Origin of the sequence: Bacillus sp. SA1-12 (genome assembly GCF_000981385.1) — a bacterium.
Taxonomy (GTDB): domain Bacteria; phylum Bacillota; class Bacilli; order Bacillales; family Bacillaceae; genus Metabacillus.
In genome coordinates, this window is record NZ_LATZ01000004.1 from 136,177 (window position 1) to 161,387 (window position 25,211).

At 37.9% G+C, this 25,211-nt stretch carries 19 protein-coding genes; 1 reads left to right on the top strand and 18 read right to left on the bottom strand.

Annotated elements, in window-relative coordinates:
- Positions 1 to 11: 11 nt before the first annotated feature.
- From WQ54_RS04175 to WQ54_RS04185, 3 genes are all read right to left on the bottom strand, one after another.
- On the bottom strand, positions 12 to 2,192 hold the full coding sequence (locus tag WQ54_RS04175) for a hypothetical protein (RefSeq protein WP_231597442.1): 2,181 nt from the start codon (positions 2,190 to 2,192) through the stop codon (positions 12 to 14).
- Between the two features lie 128 nt (positions 2,193 to 2,320).
- Positions 2,321 to 4,378, bottom strand: coding sequence for a GxGYxYP domain-containing protein (locus WQ54_RS04180; protein ID WP_046512560.1), 2,058 nt, complete (start codon positions 4,376 to 4,378; stop codon positions 2,321 to 2,323).
- A gap of 587 nt (positions 4,379 to 4,965) precedes the next feature.
- Positions 4,966 to 6,159, bottom strand: coding sequence for a substrate-binding domain-containing protein (locus WQ54_RS04185; protein ID WP_046512563.1), 1,194 nt, complete (start codon positions 6,157 to 6,159; stop codon positions 4,966 to 4,968).
- A gap of 336 nt (positions 6,160 to 6,495) precedes the next feature.
- On the opposite strand from WQ54_RS04185, the gene WQ54_RS04190 reads away from it, so the two are divergent.
- Positions 6,496 to 8,547, top strand: a complete 2,052-nt coding sequence (locus tag WQ54_RS04190) for a GxGYxYP domain-containing protein (RefSeq protein WP_231597443.1) — start codon at positions 6,496 to 6,498, stop codon at positions 8,545 to 8,547.
- 131 nt (positions 8,548 to 8,678) lie between these two features.
- On the opposite strand, the gene WQ54_RS04195 is transcribed toward WQ54_RS04190, so the two are convergent.
- The 15 genes from WQ54_RS04195 to WQ54_RS04265 form a co-directional block, all read right to left on the bottom strand.
- On the bottom strand, positions 8,679 to 10,049 hold the full coding sequence (locus tag WQ54_RS04195) for a glycoside-pentoside-hexuronide (GPH):cation symporter (protein WP_046512566.1): 1,371 nt from the start codon (positions 10,047 to 10,049) through the stop codon (positions 8,679 to 8,681).
- A 767-nt stretch (positions 10,050 to 10,816) separates the two neighbouring features.
- Positions 10,817 to 11,761, bottom strand: coding sequence for a sugar-binding transcriptional regulator (locus WQ54_RS04200; RefSeq protein WP_046512570.1), 945 nt, complete (start codon positions 11,759 to 11,761; stop codon positions 10,817 to 10,819).
- Between the two features lie 143 nt (positions 11,762 to 11,904).
- Positions 11,905 to 13,917: a transketolase gene (tkt, locus tag WQ54_RS04205; protein ID WP_046512572.1), complete on the bottom strand. Its 2,013-nt coding sequence runs from the start codon at positions 13,915 to 13,917 to the stop codon at positions 11,905 to 11,907.
- Positions 13,917 to 14,801 (bottom strand): 6-phosphofructokinase, encoded by an 885-nt coding sequence (locus WQ54_RS04210; RefSeq protein WP_046512574.1) that lies wholly within the window; start codon positions 14,799 to 14,801, stop codon positions 13,917 to 13,919. The genes tkt and WQ54_RS04210 overlap by 1 nt, the downstream gene beginning before the upstream one ends.
- 223 nt (positions 14,802 to 15,024) lie before the next feature.
- Positions 15,025 to 16,143 (bottom strand): histidine kinase N-terminal domain-containing protein, encoded by a 1,119-nt coding sequence (locus WQ54_RS04215; protein ID WP_046512577.1) that lies wholly within the window; start codon positions 16,141 to 16,143, stop codon positions 15,025 to 15,027.
- A gap of 411 nt (positions 16,144 to 16,554) precedes the next feature.
- Complete coding sequence (gene rpmG / locus WQ54_RS04220) at positions 16,555 to 16,704, bottom strand: 50S ribosomal protein L33 (protein ID WP_046512579.1); 150 nt, start codon at positions 16,702 to 16,704, stop codon at positions 16,555 to 16,557.
- A gap of 24 nt (positions 16,705 to 16,728) precedes the next feature.
- Positions 16,729 to 17,931 carry a GTP-binding protein gene (locus WQ54_RS04225; protein ID WP_046512582.1) on the bottom strand — a complete coding sequence of 401 codons (1,203 nt, stop codon included), beginning with the start codon at positions 17,929 to 17,931 and terminating at the stop codon, positions 16,729 to 16,731.
- A 255-nt stretch (positions 17,932 to 18,186) separates the two neighbouring features.
- Positions 18,187 to 19,485 (bottom strand): C40 family peptidase, encoded by a 1,299-nt coding sequence (locus tag WQ54_RS04230; protein ID WP_046512585.1) that lies wholly within the window; start codon positions 19,483 to 19,485, stop codon positions 18,187 to 18,189.
- 408 nt (positions 19,486 to 19,893) lie between these two features.
- Positions 19,894 to 20,478, bottom strand: a complete 585-nt coding sequence (gene clpP / locus WQ54_RS04235; protein ID WP_046512588.1) for an ATP-dependent Clp endopeptidase proteolytic subunit ClpP — start codon at positions 20,476 to 20,478, stop codon at positions 19,894 to 19,896.
- A 29-nt stretch (positions 20,479 to 20,507) separates the two neighbouring features.
- A complete protein-coding gene (locus tag WQ54_RS04240) occupies positions 20,508 to 21,173 on the bottom strand; it encodes a sigma-70 family RNA polymerase sigma factor (RefSeq protein ID WP_046512590.1) in 666 nt (221 codons plus the stop codon).
- Between the two features lie 432 nt (positions 21,174 to 21,605).
- Positions 21,606 to 22,688 (bottom strand): DNA alkylation repair protein, encoded by a 1,083-nt coding sequence (locus WQ54_RS04245; protein WP_046512593.1) that lies wholly within the window; start codon positions 22,686 to 22,688, stop codon positions 21,606 to 21,608.
- A gap of 73 nt (positions 22,689 to 22,761) precedes the next feature.
- A complete protein-coding gene (locus WQ54_RS04250; protein ID WP_046512596.1) occupies positions 22,762 to 23,091 on the bottom strand; it encodes a helix-turn-helix transcriptional regulator in 330 nt (109 codons plus the stop codon).
- A complete protein-coding gene (locus WQ54_RS04255) occupies positions 23,091 to 23,522 on the bottom strand; it encodes an SRPBCC domain-containing protein (protein ID WP_046512597.1) in 432 nt (143 codons plus the stop codon). Before WQ54_RS04255 ends, WQ54_RS04250 begins: the two co-directional genes overlap by 1 nt.
- A 72-nt stretch (positions 23,523 to 23,594) precedes the next feature.
- Complete coding sequence (locus WQ54_RS04260; RefSeq protein WP_046512600.1) at positions 23,595 to 24,533, bottom strand: alpha/beta hydrolase; 939 nt, start codon at positions 24,531 to 24,533, stop codon at positions 23,595 to 23,597.
- Between the two features lie 84 nt (positions 24,534 to 24,617).
- Entirely contained in the window at positions 24,618 to 25,160 is a 543-nt protein-coding gene (locus WQ54_RS04265) for a glycerol-3-phosphate responsive antiterminator (RefSeq protein ID WP_046512603.1), read from the bottom strand.
- Positions 25,161 to 25,211 lie beyond the last annotated feature (51 nt).

Here is a 25,211-nt window from a genome sequence, read left to right on the forward strand (position 1 = left end):
GTGTAACATTTTTACTGCCAATTAATAACAACTTTTGTTTGTTCGGTTGAACTGTGTATATAGTTTAGAAAAACGGTTTTTGATGGTTCATGCCATTCGCATTTGATCTGTTTACTGACATTTCCGATTACAAGCTTTGCTTCTATTGGCTCCTTGGGGCAAAATAAGCGTGCAGCTGCCTTTATTTTTTCAGGTCCTCTAACCGTTATTTCAAAGCCATTTTCATGCTGATCTATTTTTTCAATCCTTGAGGAAGCTGCAATGACCTTTACATCCTCTTTCTTAGAATCATAGTTTAGATCGTATAATAGTGCGTTTTCATCCGGCTTTAACTGGATGTGATCAAGAACCTTTAAAGTTGGATCAAACAAATCAACGAAACTCCCTTTAATGACTAATGGGTCTGAACTCATTGATTCATCTACTACTGCTGCGATTCGATAAGGCCCCCGTTGCAGCATAAAGTAATTTTTTTCTTCCAAAGTAATCTGTTGATCATAGGTTTCTAGACTATGATTAATGATTTCCCTTAACAAATCTGCACTTTTGTTCGATGTGGTCAATTCCTTAGGACACAGCCTTAAATAGCCAAGAACGCCTTTGTCGATATGATAAATTCCTTGTTCAAGCTCGTTAGCCAATCCAAAGCATTCGAAAAGATGTTCCCTAGGATACTGGTATTGGTGTTTTCCTGTATTCCACCATTCTCTAACCTTATGGTATGGATCACTATCATCACCAACATAGATGAGTACTCCGCCTTCCTTCACCCATTGAGCAAGGGCATTATGCAAATCAGGATATTCAGGCTTTAAAAACTCATAGCTCAATATCAATAAACGGTAATCCTTTAAATAGTTTGAGAAGCGGCGAACATTATCTAGTTGAACGGGTCTGACCCATAGCCCCCTCTTTAATAACGGTAAAGCTAGTCCATAAAAATGCGAGAAGTTTAATAGGTCAATATCTTCTTCGTTTTTGACTGAATCAGGATCTGTTCCATCATAACGAGCATTTGATTCAATTTCATCATTCGAAAAATTTCTTCGTTGATACATCATTGAATCAGCAACAAGAACACCAATTTTTTCAGCATATCCGTAAATTTGGATGTCTTGCTGATCCATATTGCCCAATGTATGCATAACGCTCAGCAGGTTCGTTGCATAGTTTTCAGGGATGGTTTCAACACCTGTACCATCTTCCTTAGGATATTTCCCTTCAAAAATTCTCCGTGGCCATGGCGAAATTTCAAAATGAGAGATTTCGGGATGCAATAGGGAAGCAACAACTGTTTTATAATAGTTTCTTCGGTAATCTGACCATGTGTGTCTTGGGTTATCTTCTATTGGATCATGTAAAAACCACATTCTTCGATCCGTCCCGCTTACAAGCTCCTGCATCATTCCATATTCTAAAAAGGCGGTTTCAAATGTCCGTTCCTTACGAACACCTTCATACACATTCGGCGTACGGGAAGTTCCCGTCCAAATCTGCGCAATGTAGCCATCAATCGCTGGCAAATCTATCAGCATAGATTCCGGACTAATAATGCGCCATTGTGTATAGTTGATAAGACTATGTGTCGGAACATAGAATCGTAGAAATCGGTTATATTTGACTAACGCATATTCTTTTAACTCACTGCATAGACGGTCTAATGCACGCTTATATAAATAAGCTTTCAAATGGGAAGCGCGATACTCAGCATCAACAGATTCATGAGGCGGCTGCCATGGTTCCTTATAATAAATTTGCCACTCTCTTTTAAACGCTTCAGAATATCCTCCGTCGGCCCAAAATTCAGGTTCTTCTAAATGAATGGCCTCAACACCTGCATCAACCGCAATTCTAATTCTTTCTGTCAAAAAATTCGTATAAGAAATGGTCGGCACCATATAGGGAATGTCTTTTCCATGAAGAATATGGGATTCATGCTTATTTGTTTGCGCTTCGTCCCAATGATTCTGACCGTCTATTTTGCCATACAAATAGTCTTGATATTCTCCCCATGCAACCCCTGTCATTAAATGAACGACATAGCCTTTTTCTTTCCACGCTTTTATTCGTTCCGGCATCGTCTTATCAATTCCATAAACCATCACAAAATCAGTTTGTAAATCATAGGAAGGCTTATAAGGGGCAGATTCCTGAAAACCAATTCTTTCTTCACTTCGGTCCCTGTTAATCATCCTAATTAATCGCTCCTATTTAAGATTATAGTTTTCGTATTATGTAAGACAGGTCCCCTCTAAAAGCGTTACATCCCTCCTAGAGGGGTTCACCTCTTTATCCTTTTTGATTAGCTAGAAAGCACTTTTTATTTACTAGGCAGGCCATTTGCTTCACGAAGGAGTTCAAAGTACTGATCTCCACGTACAACCTCATATTCTTCACCTAAAGAATTCGCTATTTCTTTAATATCTGAAGGAGTTACAGACCAAGATAGCATTCCCATTGAGATAAATAAAGGTGATGTTCCATCCCATTCAGCAGCTGCCTGTGCAATAGCCTCTTTTGCTTCTACTACACTTCCTGCACCGCGTAAAATCGACTGTGGAAGCTTCCCATTCAGGATGGATGTTCCTGTGTTATTTTCCCAGCTCATAAAAATTCCTTTAGGGTTAATATAATCGATATAGTCTTGGGCTTCGGTTTCAGATAATGGTACATTTTGCTCATCTACCCGATTTAATGCATAAATAATATCCATGCCGGTAAGCTTCATATACTTATTTGTCTGCTCAGCAAATGTACTAAACGTTTCATCCGGCCAAGGTGTTGGGTAAATATATCCAGCACCTGAAGGTCCGACAACTAATAGATCATTCCTTGTTGCGCTTTGCTGATAGTGACTCAGCATTAATGGAGCTGCATCATAAAGAAGCGGGGTGGTAGACCAGTTAATCGGCACACTTCCTCTTGCCTCATCATCCCAAAGCTGTCTTAATTTATGTTGGTTGTACTGCAGATTGTCTCCCTCGCCAAGTGTAAAAGTAACGTAAATTTTATTATCAAGTTCTGGTGCCGGGAGCGGCTTTTGTTTCTTCATTTTCCCCTTGGTTCCTGAGAAGACGGTCATATTGTTAAACCAATCGGCAGCAAGGACATAAACGCTATGCCTTGACGTAATTTCTGTTGAGCTAAATTCTCCCGCAACATCGTTTCCAAACCACCCTAAATATGGAGTATTTGGTTCAACATCTGACAGGATGCTCTCAAACAATTCCTTTTCTTCCGGATCATTGGATTCAAGCCAAAACACCATGGCTTTGTTTGCAACAGCATAATCTCTTAAATAACCATAAGGCTCAGTCACCTCTGAAGATAACGGTTGAACATTTGATGCCGAAACTTTAAATTGGTTCCACATATCAATCGAAACGGTTAATTCTTGAGTACCTTCCGGAGGTGCAAATTGATACACAAAATAATTACCGTTATCTGCCCATCTATGTCCGCCAAAGCGGTCATCAGAACTTGAGTTATTGCTGTCATATAAAAACGGCTCTTCTTCTGCTGTTCCAGGTATAAATTGAGCAATGATTTTTCCGTCTGCTTTCACTGTTACCTCATGTACAGCAGGACCCCAGCCATCATTCGTAAATGCATCTTGGAAACGCAGATAAACAGCTTCTTCTCCAAGAAATTCAGACAAATCCGACTCATATACATCACGATTTGAGCTGTCTCTAATCTGCTCATCTTCCTCAATAATGGTACGAAAATCGTTCCAATTGTCATCAGGAAGGGCAACGCTTTTACTCGGGTTCAAGCCGATAAGCATACGGTGAGTCGTCTCTGGCCAAAGATTTTCAAATTGCCATTTATATGCATCCAGCCCATCTTTAAAACGACCGCGGAAGTCGTCAATCACTTTTAAATTGTACGGTGCATTTGTAAGCTTCTCAGCGAGTTCAGGACTGGCAACCACTGCATTTTCCAATCCTGCCTCCGTTGTTGCAACATTGATAGAATCCTCAACTTCCGGATCATAGATGATAATGCCTGATATGGCATTTTTGTATTTCATAATCAAATCCCAAGGATCTTCAATCATTGTATAAGGTACATTTAAATCGTTTAACCAAGTATAATTTCCTTCTTCATAATTCACTTCAATAGAATAGATTCTCGGTTGTTCGCGGTTCACATTACCTTGCAGTGTCGTAAATAGCAGCTTTTCATCACCAGAATTTTCCCTTAAATCTAGGACATCAAGATGCTTCGCCTTTGCAAAAGTAGGCAGTGCCTGGTTTTCTGGCCAGTTTATGTTTCCATTTTTTACAGATTCTGAATTCACATCCTTTGCGTAGACAGCAGTCCCAGTCAGCATTAAGACCATCGCTAAACTTATCATTAAAAGTTTTCGGAACATATTATCCTCCCCATATAAGTAACCTAATCTCTAAACATAAAATCACTCGGGCATCAACTATTAGCACTAAAATCTTTCTGCAATTATATAGCAGTAAATGATCACCTCCTTAAATCGTGAAAACAATAGGTTTCTTTTTATTTTCCGGTTATATGATAACGCTTTCTTTTCCTTGTTTTTTAAGCAAATCATATGTTTCTATTGGTTATCTGGTATTTTGATGATGGTTCTGGTAAGTTATATTTTCAAAAGCTAGATTAAAAGCTTATTAGCTTTCTAAAATTTAAATTATTTGCTATTTGTCAAAGCGGAAATATTCATAAAAGTCAATTTGCAGATGCGTTACAAATAAAGGAAGTTTTCCAGAAGGAATCTAAAGAAGCAATTATGTAAAATCCATAAGTGAACAATTTATTATGTTTGTGCACCAATAACTTTGTTATATACGATTATATATAATAATACATTTATGTCAATAATACATTTATAAAAATTGCATTGATTCAAAAAAAGAGGTTTTGAATTAGCAGAAGCAGAGCTAAGAAGGAGAAAAAAATACCCGATTTTATCAGGTATTTTTCAATCGATTAACTTTCAGTTCGGTTAAAAACCCCTGTTGTATCTTTAACAATTAATTTTGGTGCGAGGTTTATTTTTTTATACTCTAAACGCTTATTGTTTTTTTTCTGCTCAAGCATTTCCATCAATATCTTTGCTGCCTTCTGCCCCATTTCCTCTTCAGACTGGGAAATATGGGTGTAAACACTAAATTCATCATATCCGGACGACGGATCATCAAAGGTTAAAATAGATATATCCCCAGGAACATTCAATCCGATTTGCTTCGCCATTCTGAAAATGTGCAATCCGAGCTTTGCATTCAGCGTGATATAAGCTGAGGCGTATCGAGATGCGATAAATCGATACAAAGGATGATCATTATCCATATTTACGTAATCCACTTTAAAGTCAGTAAGTATTAACGAGGGATTAATCATCTCCCCCTTCTCTTTAAATACATCCATATATCCTTTTATCCGGTCTTCAACCGTAATGGTTGGAAGTGAGGAATCAGAACAGATTGCAATATTTCGATGCCCCAAATCCCACAAGTGATTAACAGCAAGTTTAGCTCCGCTAACGCTGTCCGAATTAACATAACTCGTTTCAACCCCCGGCAAGTAGCGATCAATCAACACGAATGGGAAATGCCGAACCTTCAATTCTAAGATATCATCATTGTAGGTTTCTGCATCTATCGGAAAAATAAGCAGGCCGACAGCCTGCATTCGAAGCAGTTCCCTTATCGCTTCCCGCTCGGATTCCTTAGAATTTTGAGTTAGCATAATGACAAGATAATAATCCGATTGATTTAAAATCTTATTTATACCATTAATTAACCTTATAGCAAAGAAATCATTTACCGTAGGCATAATTAAGCCAATCATTTTGCGCTTGGTCGAGTTTTGAGCTGGAATTTGTATGGATTCATCCATTAAAATCTTTCTTTCTTTATCACTCTCCATGTTTTTATCGGTTAAACGATGGATACCCTCTTGGACAAAGCTCCCCTTTCCAGGAATCCGATAAATCCAACCCTCCTTTGCCAATTCGGCTAATGCATTCGCAACCGTAATTCTACTCACATTAAATTTTTCCATTATTTCACGTTCCGGCGGAATTTTTTCATGCTCTAATAGGCTTTTGGAAGAAATTTGATTCTTATAATATTCTTGAATCTGCAAGTACAATGGCGTCCTCGAATTTTGATTATTTTGCATGAATGATTACTCCTGTTCTCCTCGAGTATTTATATCATTATATCATTTAAGTTTTTTATTTCAAGAAACCCCAATCCCTCACGAATGAACTCTTCTTTATTGCCGATCCAACGAATACAACCCCAGTTATTATTACCTTTTCTCCTTTTATCAAACATAAAAAAACAGTATTTACTATTTTTTTGTTGACTATACCAAGAAATGTATATATAAATATATTTAATATAACAATACATAATTAATTTTCTGTATTTCTATAATTATTCCAATAAAGGAGGTGATGAAATTAGGCATAGGCGTTCAATCACTATTTATGATAAGGAGATGTGAAAAAACTTGATTCGAAATCTTATGATTCTAACACTGGTTACACTTTGTACACTATCTTTAACGTTTGGAGCTTCCGCTTCAGCGGGCACTCCACCGCACAACAGCTCTGTTAAATGGCCAAAGCATCAAGAACTCCCTACCTTTGCGAAAGTAAAGCATTTGGATGTTGCTAATGTCCATGAAGAATCTGGGGACATAAAGATTCTTTTAGCGACCCTTCAAGGGATTGTTAATAAGGAGAAGCCGCGGATTTATGTGCAGCAGAATGAAGCAGATCCTTGGTTGAACGATCTTCAAGTACCTTATAAGCTTCATGATGATGCGATGGTTGTCTTCAGGGCATATATGGATGAAATTGAAGGCATCATTATCTACGATCCAGAAGTTCCGGACTCGATCAACGTGGCTACAACTTTAGCCGGACTTAAAAATGCGGTTGTTGCAAGTCCTGAATTGGCACAACAATTGACATCTGCACCGTATAACCTCAAGGTAATCAAGGACTTCCAAGGTCAATTCAATAACCGAATGGAAGCGTATACATGGCAATATGAAAATCTTTGGAGCCAAACAACTAAGAGAATGTTAGTTGGGTTAAGCCCTAACACATCCATCCCAATTCCTCCAGATAATTACGAATCGTTTCAAAGAATAGCAGTTGAAAAAGAACAAATCAGAGATCAGAGTAATCGGGAAACATACGAATTTGATCTGTCTTCTTTTTTAGGAAATGAGGCTGTGTATCTCCGCTTTAATGATGCATTTACTCAAGATGGCTGGGGACCGGCTGTTCATGAAATCGTCGTTAAGGCTGACGGGCAGACCATTGCTCAATTTAATACAGGCACACCTGAGGAAGAACCTTTTCTCTATGATAAACACGGCTCGAAATTTTTACCAGGGAGCGATCACCGGTTTGCTGATAATGGCAACTACTTCATGTATGAGTTTAAGCCGCCGGCAGGAACAAAGCAGTTAAGGGTCTATGTCGATATGTGGAACCAATTCGCTGTGTCCGCAAGCAAAGTCCGCCCGCTTTCATCCGAACAAAAGGAACCTTACGGATATTTACGTGACTATGCGGTTGCAAACAAGGCTATGGTCTTCTGGCTATCCACAAGCGTGCCAGAGGAAAAAGAACTCTTTGAGAAAATTTTGTCTGATGTCGAGCCTGGCACCCCGTATTTGGGATGGTTTGACAACGACTTTGAAGGTGAAGTTGCCGGAATCGATATAACCTCGAAGCATGGTGTCTATGTTCTTCCATCAGACTGGTTTCATAACATGACGGTCTTTTCAGGTACAAAACATAAAAACGTAATGACGAAAAAGCCGGAAGCACCAAAACTTGAAAACAAAATCTATGTAACTTACACCTTTGGAGAAGGTGATAACTTGCAGTACGATCAAAATCATATGCGCAATTTATGGAATGATCCTGCAAGAGGTAAAGTACCTATTAACTGGACTTCAAGCCCAATGCTTTATGATGCGGCCCCTGCCATTCTGAATTATTACCAATCAACTGCGACGGAAAATGACTTGCTTGTCGCAGGACCATCAGGAGTCGGTTACTTTAGTCCATATGCTTGGCCTGAAGAGCATTTTTCTGATTTCCTAAACGATACTTACTCATATATGAAGAAATCAAAAATGTCGTATCCTTATGTTCTAAACCGGGATGTGGCAGTAGATCTTCCGCTAAGTGAGACAAAAGCTGCAGCATATGAGAACAACTATAAAGTTCCTGGTCTCTTCCTGGGCGGGGGAGAAAAAGTCGGTATCGAAATAATGAACGGCAGCCTTCCGATATCGTATTTGCGCGGTATTTCGACCGTTCAGGATGGAATTAATATACTAGCAGATTATAAAAGGGACTGGGACGGCAAATCACCTAAGTTTATTTCCATCGGGATTAATGCTTGGGGAATGAATCCTTCGCATGTATTAGCTCTTACTGAAACGCTTGGACCAGAATATGAAGTAGTCAGAGCTGATGAGTACTTCTCACTTGTCCGAGAAGCCTACGGATTGACTTCTGCAAATAAAGCTGATTAAAAGATGTTCAAGGTTATAAAAATCAAGTAAAGTAAATTTAACTAAGAGTTGAAGAAGACTAAAGTTTAGTAAAAGCAAAAAGACTGTAAAGCATGTCCAAATCCATGCCTTGCAGTCTTTTCATATAAACGTTATGCTATTTCCATGCCATCTTTTTTCTCCATTAACCTTCTTCTTTCATCTAAATCTTTAATAATTTGTTTTTCTTGCTTATCAAATTTATGGAATAATAAAGCTATAATTGCTAGTCCGCTGCAAATAATCGGCAGCCAAATAAAATTAAATTCAATCGCTTGTAATGCTGAGTCCGTTTGTTTCTGATTGGCTATATATCCTCCTGCTGATAAAATAGCCGCTGTCAGTGCCCCGCCAATTCCCATGCCAAATTTTGCACCAAAACTTGATGCAGAGGTTAATAAGCCAGCTGCGCGAACTTTATTTTTCCATTCACCATAATCTACGGAGTCAGCTAACATGACAGAAATCAATCCTAAAATGAATCCGGTTCCAAATGTTCCAATTATTGTACCTGCCATGATCAATGGGATATTCTCCATTGTCCCTCCGATGCTAATAAGGATTTGACCAATTACACCTATTACGAGTCCAAGTATCATTGTATTTCGTTTTCCAATTCGTTTTGAGAACGTTGGTGTTAAAACTAAACTAAAAAGAGTTATAAAGTTAAAACTCATCATAATAGGAACAAGCTTTGCATTTCCAATATTATTTGCAAAATAATAGACGGTTGTCTGGTTTTTAATGGTTTGCCCCATCCAATAAATAAAATTCAAAAAAATCATGATAAACCAAGGAAGATTTCCTCTTATAGCTTTTATTCCTTCTTTGAAAGGAGTGACTTTTTTTCCTGGTAAAATAACCCGTTCTTTTGTATTCTTGAATGTAATTAATAACATAACTACACCAAAAGCAGAAAATATAAGCATAGTCCAAAAGAAGCCTTTCTGATCATCCCCTCCTCCTAAAACGCTTACAATAGGCAGGGTCGCAACTGTTACAATAATTGCTCCCATCTGTCCGCCTATGGAGCGAACGGTTCCTAGTACTGTCCGTTCCTGAGGATTACTCGACAAGCTTGGGAGAATGGAAGTGACAGGTATATTTATCCCTGAATAAATAATTCCAACGGAAATATACGTAATGTACGCGTAAATCAATTTTCCTTGATAGCTAAGGTCTGGCGTAAAGAATGTTAAAGTGGCCATAACTCCAAATGGAACGGCTAACCATAAAAAGTAGGGACGGCTTTTCCCCCATCTAGTATTTGTTCTATCAATTAATACCCCAAATAACGGAGCATCCAAGGCATCAATAACTCTAGCAACTAAAAATAAGGTTCCCACTGCTGCAATACTCAATCCAAAAACATCTGTGTAAAAGAACATTAAATAAGTACCAATAACTTGGAAAACTAAATTACAGGCAGTATCGCTTAATCCATAACTAATTCTTTCTTTCCAGCCAACTTGATTTTCATTCATTGACAATCCCACTCTTTCACATATGATCTAACATGCTGTCCTTAGAAAAGGCTTTCTTTTTAGTTATCCCAAAACAGGTATCGATTCCAGATACCTTTGATAACTTTATCTCATTACCATAATACTGACTTTTTTTCTTAATTTCTTTAACATTTCTATCATTTTATATAACAATTCTGATCATGAAAGGTGGATATTTGCATCTAGATTTTGGGATTGTCAAGAAGCAGTTACAGGACAGTTTTCAGTTTAAGAAGTGATGTATGGATGGGAAGCAACATTACTTGCTAACTAGATTTATTTTTGCACAGATGAAGAAGTAGATTTATGATTAAAAAGGGTTGGTTAGAAGAACCTCCCAATTGGAGAGACAGAACCAGTCACAAAACGTAGCTAATAAAACAGTTTCCTTAAGAATAATTACGTTTTATTTCATCATAATAAGATTAGTGTTGACATTTTAACACTAATCTTCAATGTGGAGGGATATCGTTTGAATATTCTTATTCGCTTATTATCAGCCCTGCTTTCTTTAGTAATTAGAGCTGGATTTATCTTTGAGCATTCGAACACTAAGTTAAGATCTTTGTTTAGAATGCCTTCTTTCGCATAAGCCTTGAATATTCTTAATGTATCTTTTAATTCCCATTGAAAAATAAGAAAGGTGAGCATAACAGGATTGTTTGCTTACCTTTTTTAGCTTGAACGGAATACTCCACATGCAAAATAAAAAACCATAAAGGTGAATATTTCCCTCTATGGCGACTTTAATAATCCATTTCTACTAATAAACTTGCTGTGTGCTCATCCGTTATAAGGACATTTGCATATTTCCCTTTTAACGCTCCATAAATCGCATCTAATTTTTTAGGGCCTCCAGCGACTAAAATGGATTTTTCCTTTTTGGCCAGTTCGTGCAGCTCAATGCCAATCGTACGATTATTTAAGCTTTCAACACAAATTTCCCCATTTTTATCAAAGAACCTTGAACAGATTTCTCCTACAGCTTTTGATTGGATTAAATGCTGGTCTTCATTTGAAAAATATTCAGCTTGTAATAAAACGGAATCGAGGACAGGAGTTCCAACACTAAAAATAGCAATATTTGCTTGCTTGCCCAACTCTAAAATTTTATGAATATGGCGATCCGCTTCTATCGCTTGCTTCACAACAATATGATCCACAATTGCTGGGAGCGGTAACAAAAAGGTTTGGGTATTAAAGGCTTCTCCAAACAAATGAATGATTTCGGATGCATAGGTCTTTGTTTCTGAATGACTGACACCGCCATTCAATTGCACAACAGTTGTATGGCTAATCGGCTTTGGTTTTAATTTTGTGGCCAACTCATAAACGGTTGTTCCCCATGATGCTGCGATCACATCATAATCCTTCACAGTCCGATTTAGATAGTTTGCCCCCACTTCACCTAATTGCCGCTTAATCAAGGTATGATCATATTCTGATACTGAAGCAATTACAACCTCTTTTAGGCCAAACTTATCCTTTACCCTTTCAGTTAGCAATTCACCAGCTTCAACCGGATTATGAATATTAATCTCCACAATCCCTGAATCCTTCGCTTGCTTTAACATCCTTGAAACAGTTGGCCGTGACACATTTAATTTTTTGGCAATCTCTTGCTGGCTATAATCCAATTGATAATAGAGCCTTGCAACTTCAATAATTTTATTAAGCTTATCCTTTTCCATTTAAACAGCACCTGATTAATCATTTTGTAATTGGCATGTTAGACCTTAACTGTTGATTTCTGCTTGAATCAACAACGAGTTTCCTAAGCTTGTAAAAAAGAGAGGCTGACACCACCCTCGTTTCGTCAGCCTCCTCTGTTTCATTATGCTTCAAGAAGTTTCTTTACACGCGCAACAACGTTCTCAACTGTGAAGCCATACTCAGCTAAAATACGTTTTTCTGGAGCAGACGCACCGAACGTATTAATTGCTAAAATATCACCTTCATCACCTGTGTAACGATCCCAACCAAGTGGAGAAGCCATTTCGATAGCTAGACGTTTCTTCACTTCTTTTGGTAGTACGGAACGCTTGTATTCAGTTGATTGAGCTTCGAAGCGGTCCCATGCAGGCATACTTACAACAGAAGCCTCAATACCTTCTGAAGCTAATGCACTTTGCGCCTCAATCGCTAAACCAACCTCAGAACCTGATGCTAATAGAAGAACATCTGGTGTTTCCTTAGCAGCTGGAGAAATCACATAAGCTCCTTTTTGTACACCTTCATAAGCTGTTTCATTTGTACCTTTAACTGTTTTTAAGTTTTGGCGAGTTAAAACAAGAGCATTTGGCGTTGATTTTGACTCAATTGCTAATTTCCAAGCTGCAGCTGTTTCATTTCCGTCTGCTGGACGTACAACAGATAGATTTGGCATTGCACGTAATGAAGCAAGCTGTTCGATTGGTTCATGTGTTGGACCATCTTCACCAACAGCAATACTATCATGCGTAAATACATACGTAACAGGAAGGTTCATTAATGCAGCCAAACGAATCGCCGGGCGTAAATAATCAGAGAATACGAAGAACGTACCGCCGAATACGTGCAAGCCACCATGTAAGGCCATACCATTTAGGGCAGCACCCATAGCAAATTCACGTACACCGAACCAAATATTGCGGCCGCCATAATTTTGGCTTGAGAAGTCACCGCCATCTTTAATCGTTGTTTTGTTTGATCCTGCTAAGTCAGCAGATCCTCCAAAGAATGATGGCAAGTTTTTCGCAATGCCATTTAACACTTCACCTGATGAAGCACGAGATGCAAGGCTTGAGCCCTCTTCATATACTGGAATATCCTTATCCCAGCCTTCTGGAAGCTCTCCGCTGATTGCTGTTTTGAATTGATTTGCAAGCTCAGGAAATTCTTTTTCATATCCTGCAACTAACTCATTCCACTCGTTTTCTTTTGCCTTTCCAGCTTCTTTAATCGCTTTGTTAAAGTGATCATATACTTCTGAAGGTACGTGGAAATCTTCTTCAAATGTCCATTCGTAAGCTTCCTTGGTTAATTTAATTTCATCCGCACCAAGTGGTGAACCGTGTGAAGCAGATTTACCAGCTTTATTTGGCGAACCGAAACCGATTGTTGTTTTTACTTCGATTAAAGTTGGACGATCTAACTCAAGTTTCGCTTGTTCAATCGCATTTGAAATTTCGTTCACATCTGTTCCATTTTCTACGCGAATAACTTGCCAGCCTTTTGCAAGGAAACGCTGCTCAACATTTTCCGAGAATGAAAGATGAAGGTCACCGTCAAGTGAAATGTCGTTTGAATCATATAGTACAATTAGACGACCTAATTTTAAATGTGCTGCAAGTGATGCTGCTTCTGAAGAAATACCTTCCATTAAATCTCCGTCACCACAGATTGCATATGTGAAATGATCAACCACATTGTATGATGGCTTGTTATAAGTTTCAGCTAAATGACGCTCAGCCATTGCCATACCAACTGCCATCGCAATACCTTGTCCTAATGGGCCAGTTGTTGCATCAACACCTGGAGTGTGGCCATACTCTGGGTGACCTGGTGTTTTGCTTCCCCATTGTCTAAAGTTTTTGATATCATCCATTGTTACATCGTAACCAGCTAAGTGAAGCAAGCTGTATAAAAGCATAGATCCATGTCCTGCAGAAAGCACGAAGCGGTCACGGTTAAACCAGCTTGGGTTAGATGGGTTGATGTTCATAAACTTTGTCCAAAGTGCATAAGCCATTGGCGCTGCACCCATCGGCATACCAGGATGTCCTGAATTTGCTTTTTCTACGGCATCAATCGATAATGTACGGATCGTTTCAATTGACAACTTTTCGATTTGTGTTAATTCACTCATTATTTTACTACCTCCGAAATAGAATTTATTTCTTCAAACAATGCTTGATTGTCCTGAATAAGTAATTGGCCTGAAGGTTGATCAGATAACGTCCAATCGACCACAGCCTTTTTCAATTGATTAGCAAGAAGCCGATCTAATGCAGTAGGGAAAGGACCACCGCATTGCGAGTCATCAATCTCAACGACTTTCCAATCAAGATCAAATTCTTTAAAATGTTCGGATAATTGTTCCGGATTAACGGTTTGATCCATTATAAAGAAAGTATACCCTTCTTTATTCGCTTCTTTCTCACGAATATGCTGCTTTAAATTAACGATGGTTTCCTCTTTCGCATCCTTCACCACTACTGCTTCCACTGCCAATGCAGTATGTTCCAGCAGTTTAGATGGTCCTGCACCGGGAATTTGCACATTAAAGGTTCTAACTTTTCCATATGATAAGGAACTAGCCGTATCTCTAACACTTTCGATGTTTTTCACAATAGCATTAAATGCTGTGTCATAGCCTAATGTAAGTTGTGAACCATCGATATTGTTGAAAATACTTATCGGAACCTGTAATGTTTTAGCAGGCAATTGTTTTAAATCCGTTTCAACCTGTCCTAATAAAATGATCTTATCGAGATTTGCCAGCGAATTTGCATGTGTTGAAGCTTTTTCCTTCCAGACTTCCTGAGGAAAAATACTTAATTCATAGCGATGTGAACCAAATTTCGATAAGTCCTTATCAGACAGTTCTTTCAGTTCTATATCTTTTGTTGTTTTATTGCATTCGATCCCATATACAGTATTTTCTTCTTTAGATAGTCCTTCTATAAGGGTACGAACGATCTGAGCTGTACCTGCTGAAGCCCATCCAAAATGAACCACACCTATCTTCATCTACGTTACCCCCCCTTAAAGAGAAATTCCGTTCATACACCACTGAACATTTGTTACTTTGATAGTATACATGAAATAGTAAAAAAGATAAATACATAAAAACACTAATTTTCAAAAAATTAATTGATTTATTAAATGGGAACAAAACACAAAAAACGACCATTACAACTATGTAGTGGTCGTTTATAGTATAAACATATCATCCATACTTATTTAAAATAAATTAAATCGTTGGCAAACTTATTATAAAGGAAGTTAATTCCTTATTGGATTCACAGTTTATTGTTCCATTATGCTTTTCAATCAAGGTTTTGCAAACATAAAGGCCTATTCCTGTTCCTAAGCTTTTAGTTGTATAAAACGGCTCAAAAATCGTTTCCTTCATTTCCTCAGGAATTTCAGGGCCGTTATTTGTGATCGTAAAAACAATGGAATCCTTATTTTTTTCACAAGTAATGGAAAGGCAGCGATTAGTTGGAAGATGTTTTAAGGCATCAATGGAATTTAAAATAATATTCACCAATACCTGCTTTACTTCATCCTTAACAGCTATAATCTTACAATTCGAGTCGATGTTTGTTTTCACATCTACATCTCCATCTGCAATACTAGGGTAAAGGAAAGAAAGTATTTCTGAAAACAGGTCTTCCATTTGAATTTCTTCGCGGTGTTTATCCACAACTTCAAGCCTGGAAGCATGCAAAAATTGTGTGATCCGGAACTTTAACTGATCCAATTCATGCTCAATCGTTTCCATATATTTCAAAGAGGGGTTTTCCAGCTTCAAAAGCTTAATAAAGCCCATAACCGAAGTGAGGGGATTTCTAAATTCATGAACAAAGCTTGAGGACATCTGGCCAAGAAGAGATAATCGATCCTTATGAGATTGATTAATGAATACCATTTTTTCCTTTAATTCTAAATCCTTTAATTCCGTATATCTTGTAACTGCATGAAAGCAATAACGATCAAAATGAAGGTTTACCTTATCAATAATTGGCTGTAAATCATCAATCGCTATACCTGATTTATTAATATATTTAATCACTGAACTTCTGCCTAAATTAACATTATAAACAAATTCCCCTATATTGCTGTTGCTTAACACCCGCTGTTTGGCCACCTTATAAGCTAGCTGTTTTACCTCTTCATCGGAAACAAATTGAGTAATAGACCTTTTTATTAATAAATACATTTGATAGCCGTTTTTCTTTACCTCTTCCTTATAAATATCCTCATCATGAATAATAATCATTTCCTTCCATAATGTAAGGAAATCCTCTTCTTTTTCTTCTAGAAACCTAATTAATTTTTCCTCTGTTGAAACGGATGCAGACTTCATAAATACCACCGCTTTCATTCTTTCAAGGTTATTTCATATAAAATTTAGACAAAACTTGCTAAAAACCTTCTAGATTTTTAAGAAAATTTTAATGTTGACTTTACCAAGATTTGATTTTAAACTACTAGCGGTTAAATTCAAAGGAGAAAATATTCCCAAATGCGTGGACAAAATTTTTAGGATGCTGAACATTCCCGAGCATAAGATGTATTAGATTAGAAGCCATTTTTGTTTGCTATCAATTCCTATTTGACTAGTCGCTGCAGCCAAATGCACGAAGTTCTGTCTACCTGACTACATGTGCAAAGTGCTCTGGGTCTGGACAGGAGGTACTTTTTTGGCCTCTACGGTTACCTGGACTTAAAAAAGGCATTACATGAATCCTTCCCACATAATGCCTCCAGTGTTAATCTATTTAGTTTCCCGATGCAATGTGCGTTTCTTTAACTTTGGACTATACTTCATTAATTCTATTCTATCTGGATTGGTTCGTTTATTTTTCGAAGTGATATAATTTCGATCTCCAGTTTCCGTGCATGCTAATGTAATTTTGACTCTCATATTCCGTTTCCTCCTCAAAAAAGGTTAAGATATTTCTAAGGCAGCCTCTGTAAAAGCAGGCAGCTGATCATGAAATGTTGACCAATCCTGTTCCATTTCTTCATCTGTTAATAAACAAACTTCAAGAGAATCTTCTATTTCTTCACGGTTCATATCAAGACCAATGAATACAAGCTCTGTTATTCGATCTCCATATTGATGATCCCAATTTTTTAGGAGCTCTGGTTCTTCAAGTAAAATTTGTTGTCTTTCTTCTTCTGGATAGGTCGCGACCCACTCACCAGCTCCTTGAAGCATAATTGATGGTCCAGCTTGGGAAAGCAGGCATGCAAGATTGTCGCGCGTGGCGAGCCAAAGGAATCCCTTTGCACGTACAATATCTACTGGCCAATTCTCAAGCCATTTCAGCAATCTTTCAGGATGGAATGGCCGCTTACGTCTGTACACAAACGATGAAATACCATATTCTTCTGTTTCTGGAGTATGTTCCGTCCTCAGTTCCTGTATCCATCCGGCAGCCTGACTTGATTGTTCAAAGTCGAATAAATTTGTATTCAAGATTTCACTCAGATCTACCTTGGAAAAGGTGCTTTCTAATAATTTAGCCCCCGGATTTAATTTGTGAAGCACTGCTTTTATTTCATGAAGATCCTCTTCAGGTACTAAATCAGCTTTATTTACCAGAATGATATTTGCAAATTCAATTTGATCAATTAGTAAATCAGATACCTCTCTAGTATCTGATTCATCTGTTGCCTGCTTTCGGTCTAACAGGGACTCCCCTGAGGAAAAATCATGCCAAAAGCGGTTCGCATCAACTACGGTAACCATCGCATCTAACTGGCACATTTCTGAAAGGTTAATGCCAAGCTCTTTATCAATATATGTAAAGGTTTGGGCAACTGGGATAGGTTCTGAAATGCCAGATGATTCGATGACTAAATAATCGATATCCCCTTCCTTTACCAGCCTTTCCACTTCAAAAATTAAATCCTCTCGCAGTGTACAACAGATACAGCCATTTTGCAGCTCCACAAGTCTTTCCTCAGTTTGGGAAAAACCACCTTTTTTAACAAGCGCCGCATCGATATTTACCTCGCTCATATCATTGACAATAACAGCCACTCGCTTGTTCGCCTTATTTGTTAATATATGACTTAATAAAGTTGTTTTCCCTGCCCCTAAATAGCCGCTTAAAACTGTGACGGGTATCTTATCGGTTTTCATCTTATACCTTCTTTCCTTAATCGTCATTGTTACGATTTACAATGTAAACCCACTCTTTTTTTCATTTTTTAAGTGCAGATATATTAATCGTAATTGTTACGTTTTACATTGTACAGATTTAATTACTCTTTTGCAATAAACTTTTTTTATTATTTTGAAAGATTTATGTTTCAAGGCATTACATACAGGGAATAACGTAATAGAATTAAAAAAAGAGTTGGTATATTGTATATACCAACTCCAGTTTATTAGTCATTAAAAGTTAACTCGAACAACACGTCCATTAAATTTCTCGCCCCAATAGCCGCTGGACATATTAGCAATTGCTACACCAGTTGAGCTTTGTGAACCGATAAATTTACCGCCGCCAACGTAAATGCCGACATGGCCATCTCTTTTATACGTATCAAAGAAGACAAGGTCTCCTGGCCTCATACTGCTTGTTGAAACTTGTGTTCCTGCGTTCTTTAAAGAATCAGTATTGCCACTTAACTGAACACCAACTGTTGAAAAAGCCCAAATGACAAATCCTGAGCAGTCGAATCTTCCGTTAGCAATATCAGACGCTGATCTTCCGCCTCCAAATACATAGACAGAGTTGCCGAAATATTTATAACCAGCACGAATCAAATCATTAACAGAACCACTAGGATTTACAGGCGTTGCCGCAACTGTTTCCTTGGCAGGACTTGATTTTGGAGAAGACGTTGTTTGTTTGCTTTCAGTGCTGGATTTTTCTGCACTTGCAACTGTTTTTGCACTTGCCTTTGTCTGTTCAACAGCAGCTGTTTGGGAGGCTTGTCCCTGGCTAGCCGCACTTGCAAGCTGTTTTTTAAGAGCTTCTTGTGCAGCAAGATCTGCTTCTTTTTGTTTTAAGCTTCTAATTGCAGCTTCATTGGCTGTTTTTTCATTTTTAAGGTCGGCTGCCAACGCGTCATTTTTTACTTTTTGCCCGTTTAGATGCTCTTGCATTCCTTTAAGCTCTGTATTTAGCTCATTAAGCTTAGCAAGGCTTTGCAACTTTGCAGCTTTCTTTTCTTCCAAAACATTTTGATCAGCTTCCTGCTGTTCCATCATAGTACGATCTGCTTCGACAATTTTACCAACCGCAATTGCACGATTAACGAAGTCACTAAAGCTGGAAGACCCTAGTAACACATCAATGTACTCAACATTTCCTCCGCTATGCTGGTAGGAAATAGCGCGTTGTTTTAAAATTTCCGTTCTATTTTGAATCGCTGTCTCTAATTCTTTAATTTCAGTGTTTGTTTCACTAATTATTTTATTAGCAGCTTTAATATCGCTCTGAGTTTGATTGATCTTATTGTTGTTATCCTCAATTGCTTGAGCAACACGCTGCTTTTGCTCACTTAACTTTTGAATTTCTGCTTGAATACGTTGTGCATTTTGATCAGCTTGACCTATATCTGCTTGGATTTTTGTACGCTCATCTGATACACTCTCAGTTTCAGCTTTTGCCGAAGGAATAGCAAATGAACTTCCTAGTCCGATCATGACCGCTAGGTTCATGACCAGTAGTTTCTTTTTCGACATTTCTCTTCCCCTACTTTCCCATTTTGTAAAAACAAAATCTATTTCTATGTATCTATTTATCTTATGTACAATTAATCTTCTGCTACTTTTTTCTTATTTAGCACAATTAGAAGTATATCATCAAAAAGTGACAAAAATATGTTTTTAATATTACAATTTCATTTCAAATATAACAAAACACGCTTTATTTCTACCCTGTAAAACTATAATGTAAACTCTATCATAAATTTTGAGGCAATTCTAGCCCCTAACATCTATGAAAAACATAAGGTATATGTATCTATTTTCTTCCATTTATTTATAGGAAGATCAGCGCATGTAACATTCCTGTTATATTCCTTCCAAAAAACGACAAAAAAGCAGTTCTCAAAATAAAGAACCGCTTTTTTTCAATAGGCAATAAACACTTTATTTAGTTGAATAAAGGACTTCATCAATGATCCCATATTCAACTGCTTCTTCCGCACTCATATAAAAATCCCGTTCAGTATCCTTTCTTATTTTATCAATTGGCTGTCCAGTAAAATCGGCATACAATTTATTGACATGCTCTTTCAGCTTTAAGATGCGCCGAGCCGATATCTCAATTTCGGTTGCTTGCCCTTTTACTCCGCCCAAAGGCTGGTGGATCATAATTTCACTATTGGGAAGAGCGTAGCGTTTTCCCTTTGTTCCTGCTAAAAGCAAGGTAGCCCCGAATGATGCGGCCAATCCTGTACATATCGTTCGAATATCGGGTTTGATATATTGCATCGTATCAAAAATGGCAAAACCTGCAGTTACAGATCCGCCAGGACTATTGATATATAATGATATGTCCTTATCAGGATCATCAGCAGCCAGAAATAATAATTGTGCAACAACACTATTGGCGACATGATCATTTATCTCATCACCAATCATAATAATCCTGTCTTTTAAAAGCCTTGAATAAATATCATATGAGCGTTCCCCACGATTAGATTGATCAATTACATACGGAATCGTAGTCACCTTAAGATATCCTCCTTATCCTGAGATTATTAAGCAGCCATGCAAAGCCCGCATGAAGGAGAGAGTGTTTTTGCAGGAAGCTGAGTTTCCTTTCTTAAAGAGTGTATAGTAGGAATGCAGCGAATTAGAATGGTTGGATCCTGTTGTATAAGCGAGTCATAAAAAAGCTCTGAAAGCAATTGCTCTTCTTCTTTTTCCCAGATTAGCTCTAAACGGTTGACATGATGCTCAATCCGCTTTTTTGTACGGTGCAAAATCGCCTTCACAGCCGTTTCAGTTGTCTCAAGAATTTCAGCGATTTCAGACGATCGATAGCCAAACGCCTCTTTTAAAAACAAAATCACTGCCTGCTTTGGTGTGAAATGATTAATTAAAAATTGCACTAGTTCAAGGACATCAGATGTCGGTTCTTTTTCCGATTCCTTTACCTCTATTTCCATTTCAAGCGATTCTTTTTTTCGTTTTCGCACCGTATCGATCCATTGATTATACGCAATTTTTTTTAATAAAGCCGGTGAAAGCACCTCTGGTTTTTGACCATACTTCTCAATCGCTTTCAGTACTGCTTCTTGGGCAATATCCTCGCCATCCCATCTGCATTTCGTTAAAAAACGGCAATAAGAAAGCAGCGACGGCAAATAATCTTCAATTTTCATCTGCTGCTGATTGGAATCTTTCCTCACATTAATGTGCATGTTATTCACTCCTTTAAACACTCTCTGTTATCTAAACGGATAAGGCGGTATGAAAGGATATGGGGTCTTTCTTTATTTTTGAAAAGTTATTTTTATTATATATGAAAGGGAAATGTTTTTTGATTCTTATACTATAAAAGAAACTCTGCCTTTCGTTGTTCCTATATGAGGAAATTGTAATTTACGGAAAGGCTTTGTAACGGTTGTTCGTGAAGGGATATGGAGGAATGAACGGAGCTTTTGATTCGTAATTTTATTTTCAAAAAAATGTTTATATTCCTCTAGAACCACCTATCTATTTTTTGAACCACTACCCTATTCCCCGACTACTCGGTTCGTGGTTTGAACCACAATCCTCATTTATTAAACCACCCATCAAGTTATTTGAACCCCTCACCCTAAAACATATCAACTTAAAAAAAGGGACCAAAATCACAAAACCGTAAACCCCTTGCTAGCTTTTATCTCTCCATTCACGATAATCGAGAGCAGATGTTCGCCGGGATAGTGTTTTCTTGTTGTTAAGTCTTTGAAGGAATGCTTTTTTGCGTAAGCTCTTTTTTCCCCGCCGTTTATGACATGCTCGCTGATTTGAAAGATTTTTTTGGAATGCTTACCGTTGGCCTTTACAAAATCGATTGTGTATTCAATTCTTAGTTGGGTTTGCTTTTCGTCTGTTGAGCTGAGTTGAAAGGAGAAGGTTAAAGCATCTCCAATATGTAAGGCTTCTGTTACAAGTAAATTTTCTACAGAGAGTTTGGGATTACTGGTGAAGCCATGTAATTCCAGGGCTTGCTTGTTTCCATTTTTCATTAAGGTACGTAAGCCCTTTTTTATAATCCAGTCTGTTTTGTCGTTATGGCCCGACCATTTTTTTGCAAGATCTAGGACAAGGTCTGGGTGATCCTTTGATATATCATTTAAATTGTTGGCTACACTTTTTCGGACATATAATGAAGGATCTTCCTTTAAATTTTCTAGAATTGGCAGGATTGAGGATGGGTCCAGCTTTAGGCTGGATAGGACGATTCCCCATGGCAGACGGGGTCTTGAGCCTTCACTTGCCAATCTTCTTACATGCTCATTCGGGTGGTTGCTCCATAATAAGAATTGTTCCATCATCTTTTGTTGGTCTTTCATAACAAAAGGTCTTACCGCAAATTCGGAGGTGGAATATTGAGTAAAGTATTCAAGTGCTTCCATTGATTCATCCCAGTCGTTTAGACCGTATACTTCTACATAATCCGGAAAAATAATTCCCGTCAATCCGTTTTGAACATGCGGGGCCGCTTTTTTTAATACCGATATGGCTTCAAGATAGTTAAGTTGCATTGTTTGCTGGAGGGAAATCGTAATATGTCTTACTCGCTGTTTAAGTGCCAACTCGTCCCACTTATCATCATAAATCAGCTCTTGAAAGCCAGAGGCATTAAATGATGGAAAGTTCGCCTTAATCAAAGAAGAAAGCTGGTTTATAAAGCTGTGGTCAAATACCTTTCTCAATTCTTCAGCCATGTTTTTTCTCCTATACACGTTTTTTTATAACAAAGGGAGACCCCTGCATAAATGTTGTTAAAGGGGTCTGTTCCTACACATCTTTTTCATCTTTTTCAACCAAATATTTAAGCATGGACAGCTTATTATCCCAGAACTGTTCATAAAACGAGAGCCATTCCTTTAATTCAAGCAACGCATCAGGCTCGAGCTTGTACCTTGTTTCTCTCCCTACTTTTTCAGCGCTTAGCAGGTTTGCTTCCGAGAGAATCCGCAAATGCTTAGATACAGCCGTGCGGCTCATCGGAAAGTGCTTGCTGATCATAGTTACTGGCAATGGCTGATTTGCTAAAAGCTTTAGCATTTTCCTTCGCGAAGGATCAGCAATAGCTTGAAAAACATCATATTTTTGAATTGCTGACATTATTCCTCAACTACTTTGCGTAAACGCTCATCAACAATTCCATTCCAGCCATTGTTCATGCGATTTCGAATTACTGCAAATGTCTCGCCAGCAGGTCCCACAATGTCGTCTGGAGCTCCCCAGCCCGAATGAATAAGCGTAAACTCAGTTTTTCCATCTTGCTCCTTTAGTTCAAAGGAAACTTTCCAGCCAAATTTTCCCCAAGTGAAAGAAAGGCCGTTTGGCGGATCAACTTCAAGCACTTTACATGGTGATTTTTCATAGGGTGAATGAAGCGTGAATTCATGTCCCACTTTTGGTTCAAAATCGTTTGGCATAAACCATTCTGCAATGCCCTCTGCAGTTGAAACAGCCTGCCACACCTTTTCGATCGGTGCTTTAAAAACAACTGTTTTACGTATCTCTGGTACTAGTTCTTGATTTGTTGTCATGTAAATTGCCTCCAATAAAAATATGTAACCAAAAGGTTTCATATATATAATACGAAACCATTTGGTTACATGTCAACCTTCACCATTTGCCAATTTTTTCTTGATCCACTGAATAATATCTGTCATCACTTCTTCGCGATTCGTTTCATTAAGCATTTCATGTCTGCCTCGTTTATAAAAGGTATAATCGATTTTTTTTATCCCATGCTCTTGAAATTGCCGAATGACATTCATAACTCCTTTAGTATACTGACCAACCGGATCTTGATCCCCGCTAATAAAGAAGAATGGCAATTCCTTATCCACTTTTGCCATTTCATGATGCTTATGGATCGTTTCCAACCCTGATAACAAATCATAGTAAAATCCCGCAGTTGCAACATAGCCGCAATGAGGGTCTGCGATATATTTCTGCACCTCAGCACGGTCACTTGTAAGCCAATCAAACTTAGTTTCAATATTAGATAATTTTTTATTATAGCTGCCAAAAGTTAATTTATTCATGAGGGGACTTTCTGTTTTCTTTCCTAATTTTTGAATTTGTGATTTGGCTAATCGTTTGCCGATCTTTCCCATTAATCCGGGATTTCCTCCGGTCCCAGAAAGTATGACGCCTCTAACTGCTCCATGATATCGCTGTAAAAACCGCCTCACTAAAAATGAACCCATACTATGTCCCATAAAAAAGACAGGTGTATTGGGATGTTGTTTATGAATGTGTGCATTTATTTCATATAAATCATCAACAGCTCGTTCAAAGCCATTTTCTTCAGCAAAAAATCCTAAGGTACCGCTTTTTTCACCAGTTTTTCCATGACCGCGGAGATCATTTCCGTAGACAAAAATCCCTTCTGAAACAAGCGTATTGGCAAAACCTTTGTAACGATCAATATGCTCTGCCATTCCATGTGCTAATTGCAGGATTGCTAATGGTTTCACATTCTCTGCATACCACTTAGTCAAAAAAACGTCATGACCATCTGACATGGTAAGCCAACTTCTTTGTTCCATGAAGCATCCCCCTTTAATGTGATTTTATCTTCCTTTCATTAAAAAAGACTAAAAAATCACTTTTACGGCCTATAAATTGCAGTCTTATTTAAAATGCTCCCATATCTCCCTCTTTGAGGTGGTGATCGCTTCAGCTCCAGCTTCCAGCGCGTCTTCAACTTCCTTTATCGTGCGAATTAATCCTCCAGCAAAAATTTTAATATTCGTTCGTTCCTTTACCTCTCTTATCATCCAAGGCATAGCACCTGGCAGTACCTCAATATAATCAGGTTTAGTTTTTTCAACTAAGCGATAGCTTCGTTCGAGGGCATGCGAGTCAATTAAGAACATTCGCTGAATGGCGATGACTCCCTTTTGTTTTGCCTTTAAAATGACATTTGATTTAGTTGATATCAACCCGTAAGGATCGAATTCCTGACAAATATATTCTGTTGCATAATCATCATTTTTCAGGCCATGGATAAGATCGACATGATAAATGATTTTTTTCTGATATTGGTTAGCCAGCTTTTGAATATTAGCTAATTGGGAAATATGTGTCTCCAAAAACACTCCGATTTCATAATCACTTTGTAAAAACTTTTCAAACTGCTTGATGGAAGAAAAAGCAGGTAATATCTTTTGCATATCTTCACCTTTTCATCTATAAATTATTTAATAAAAGCAGGAGTGCTTTTA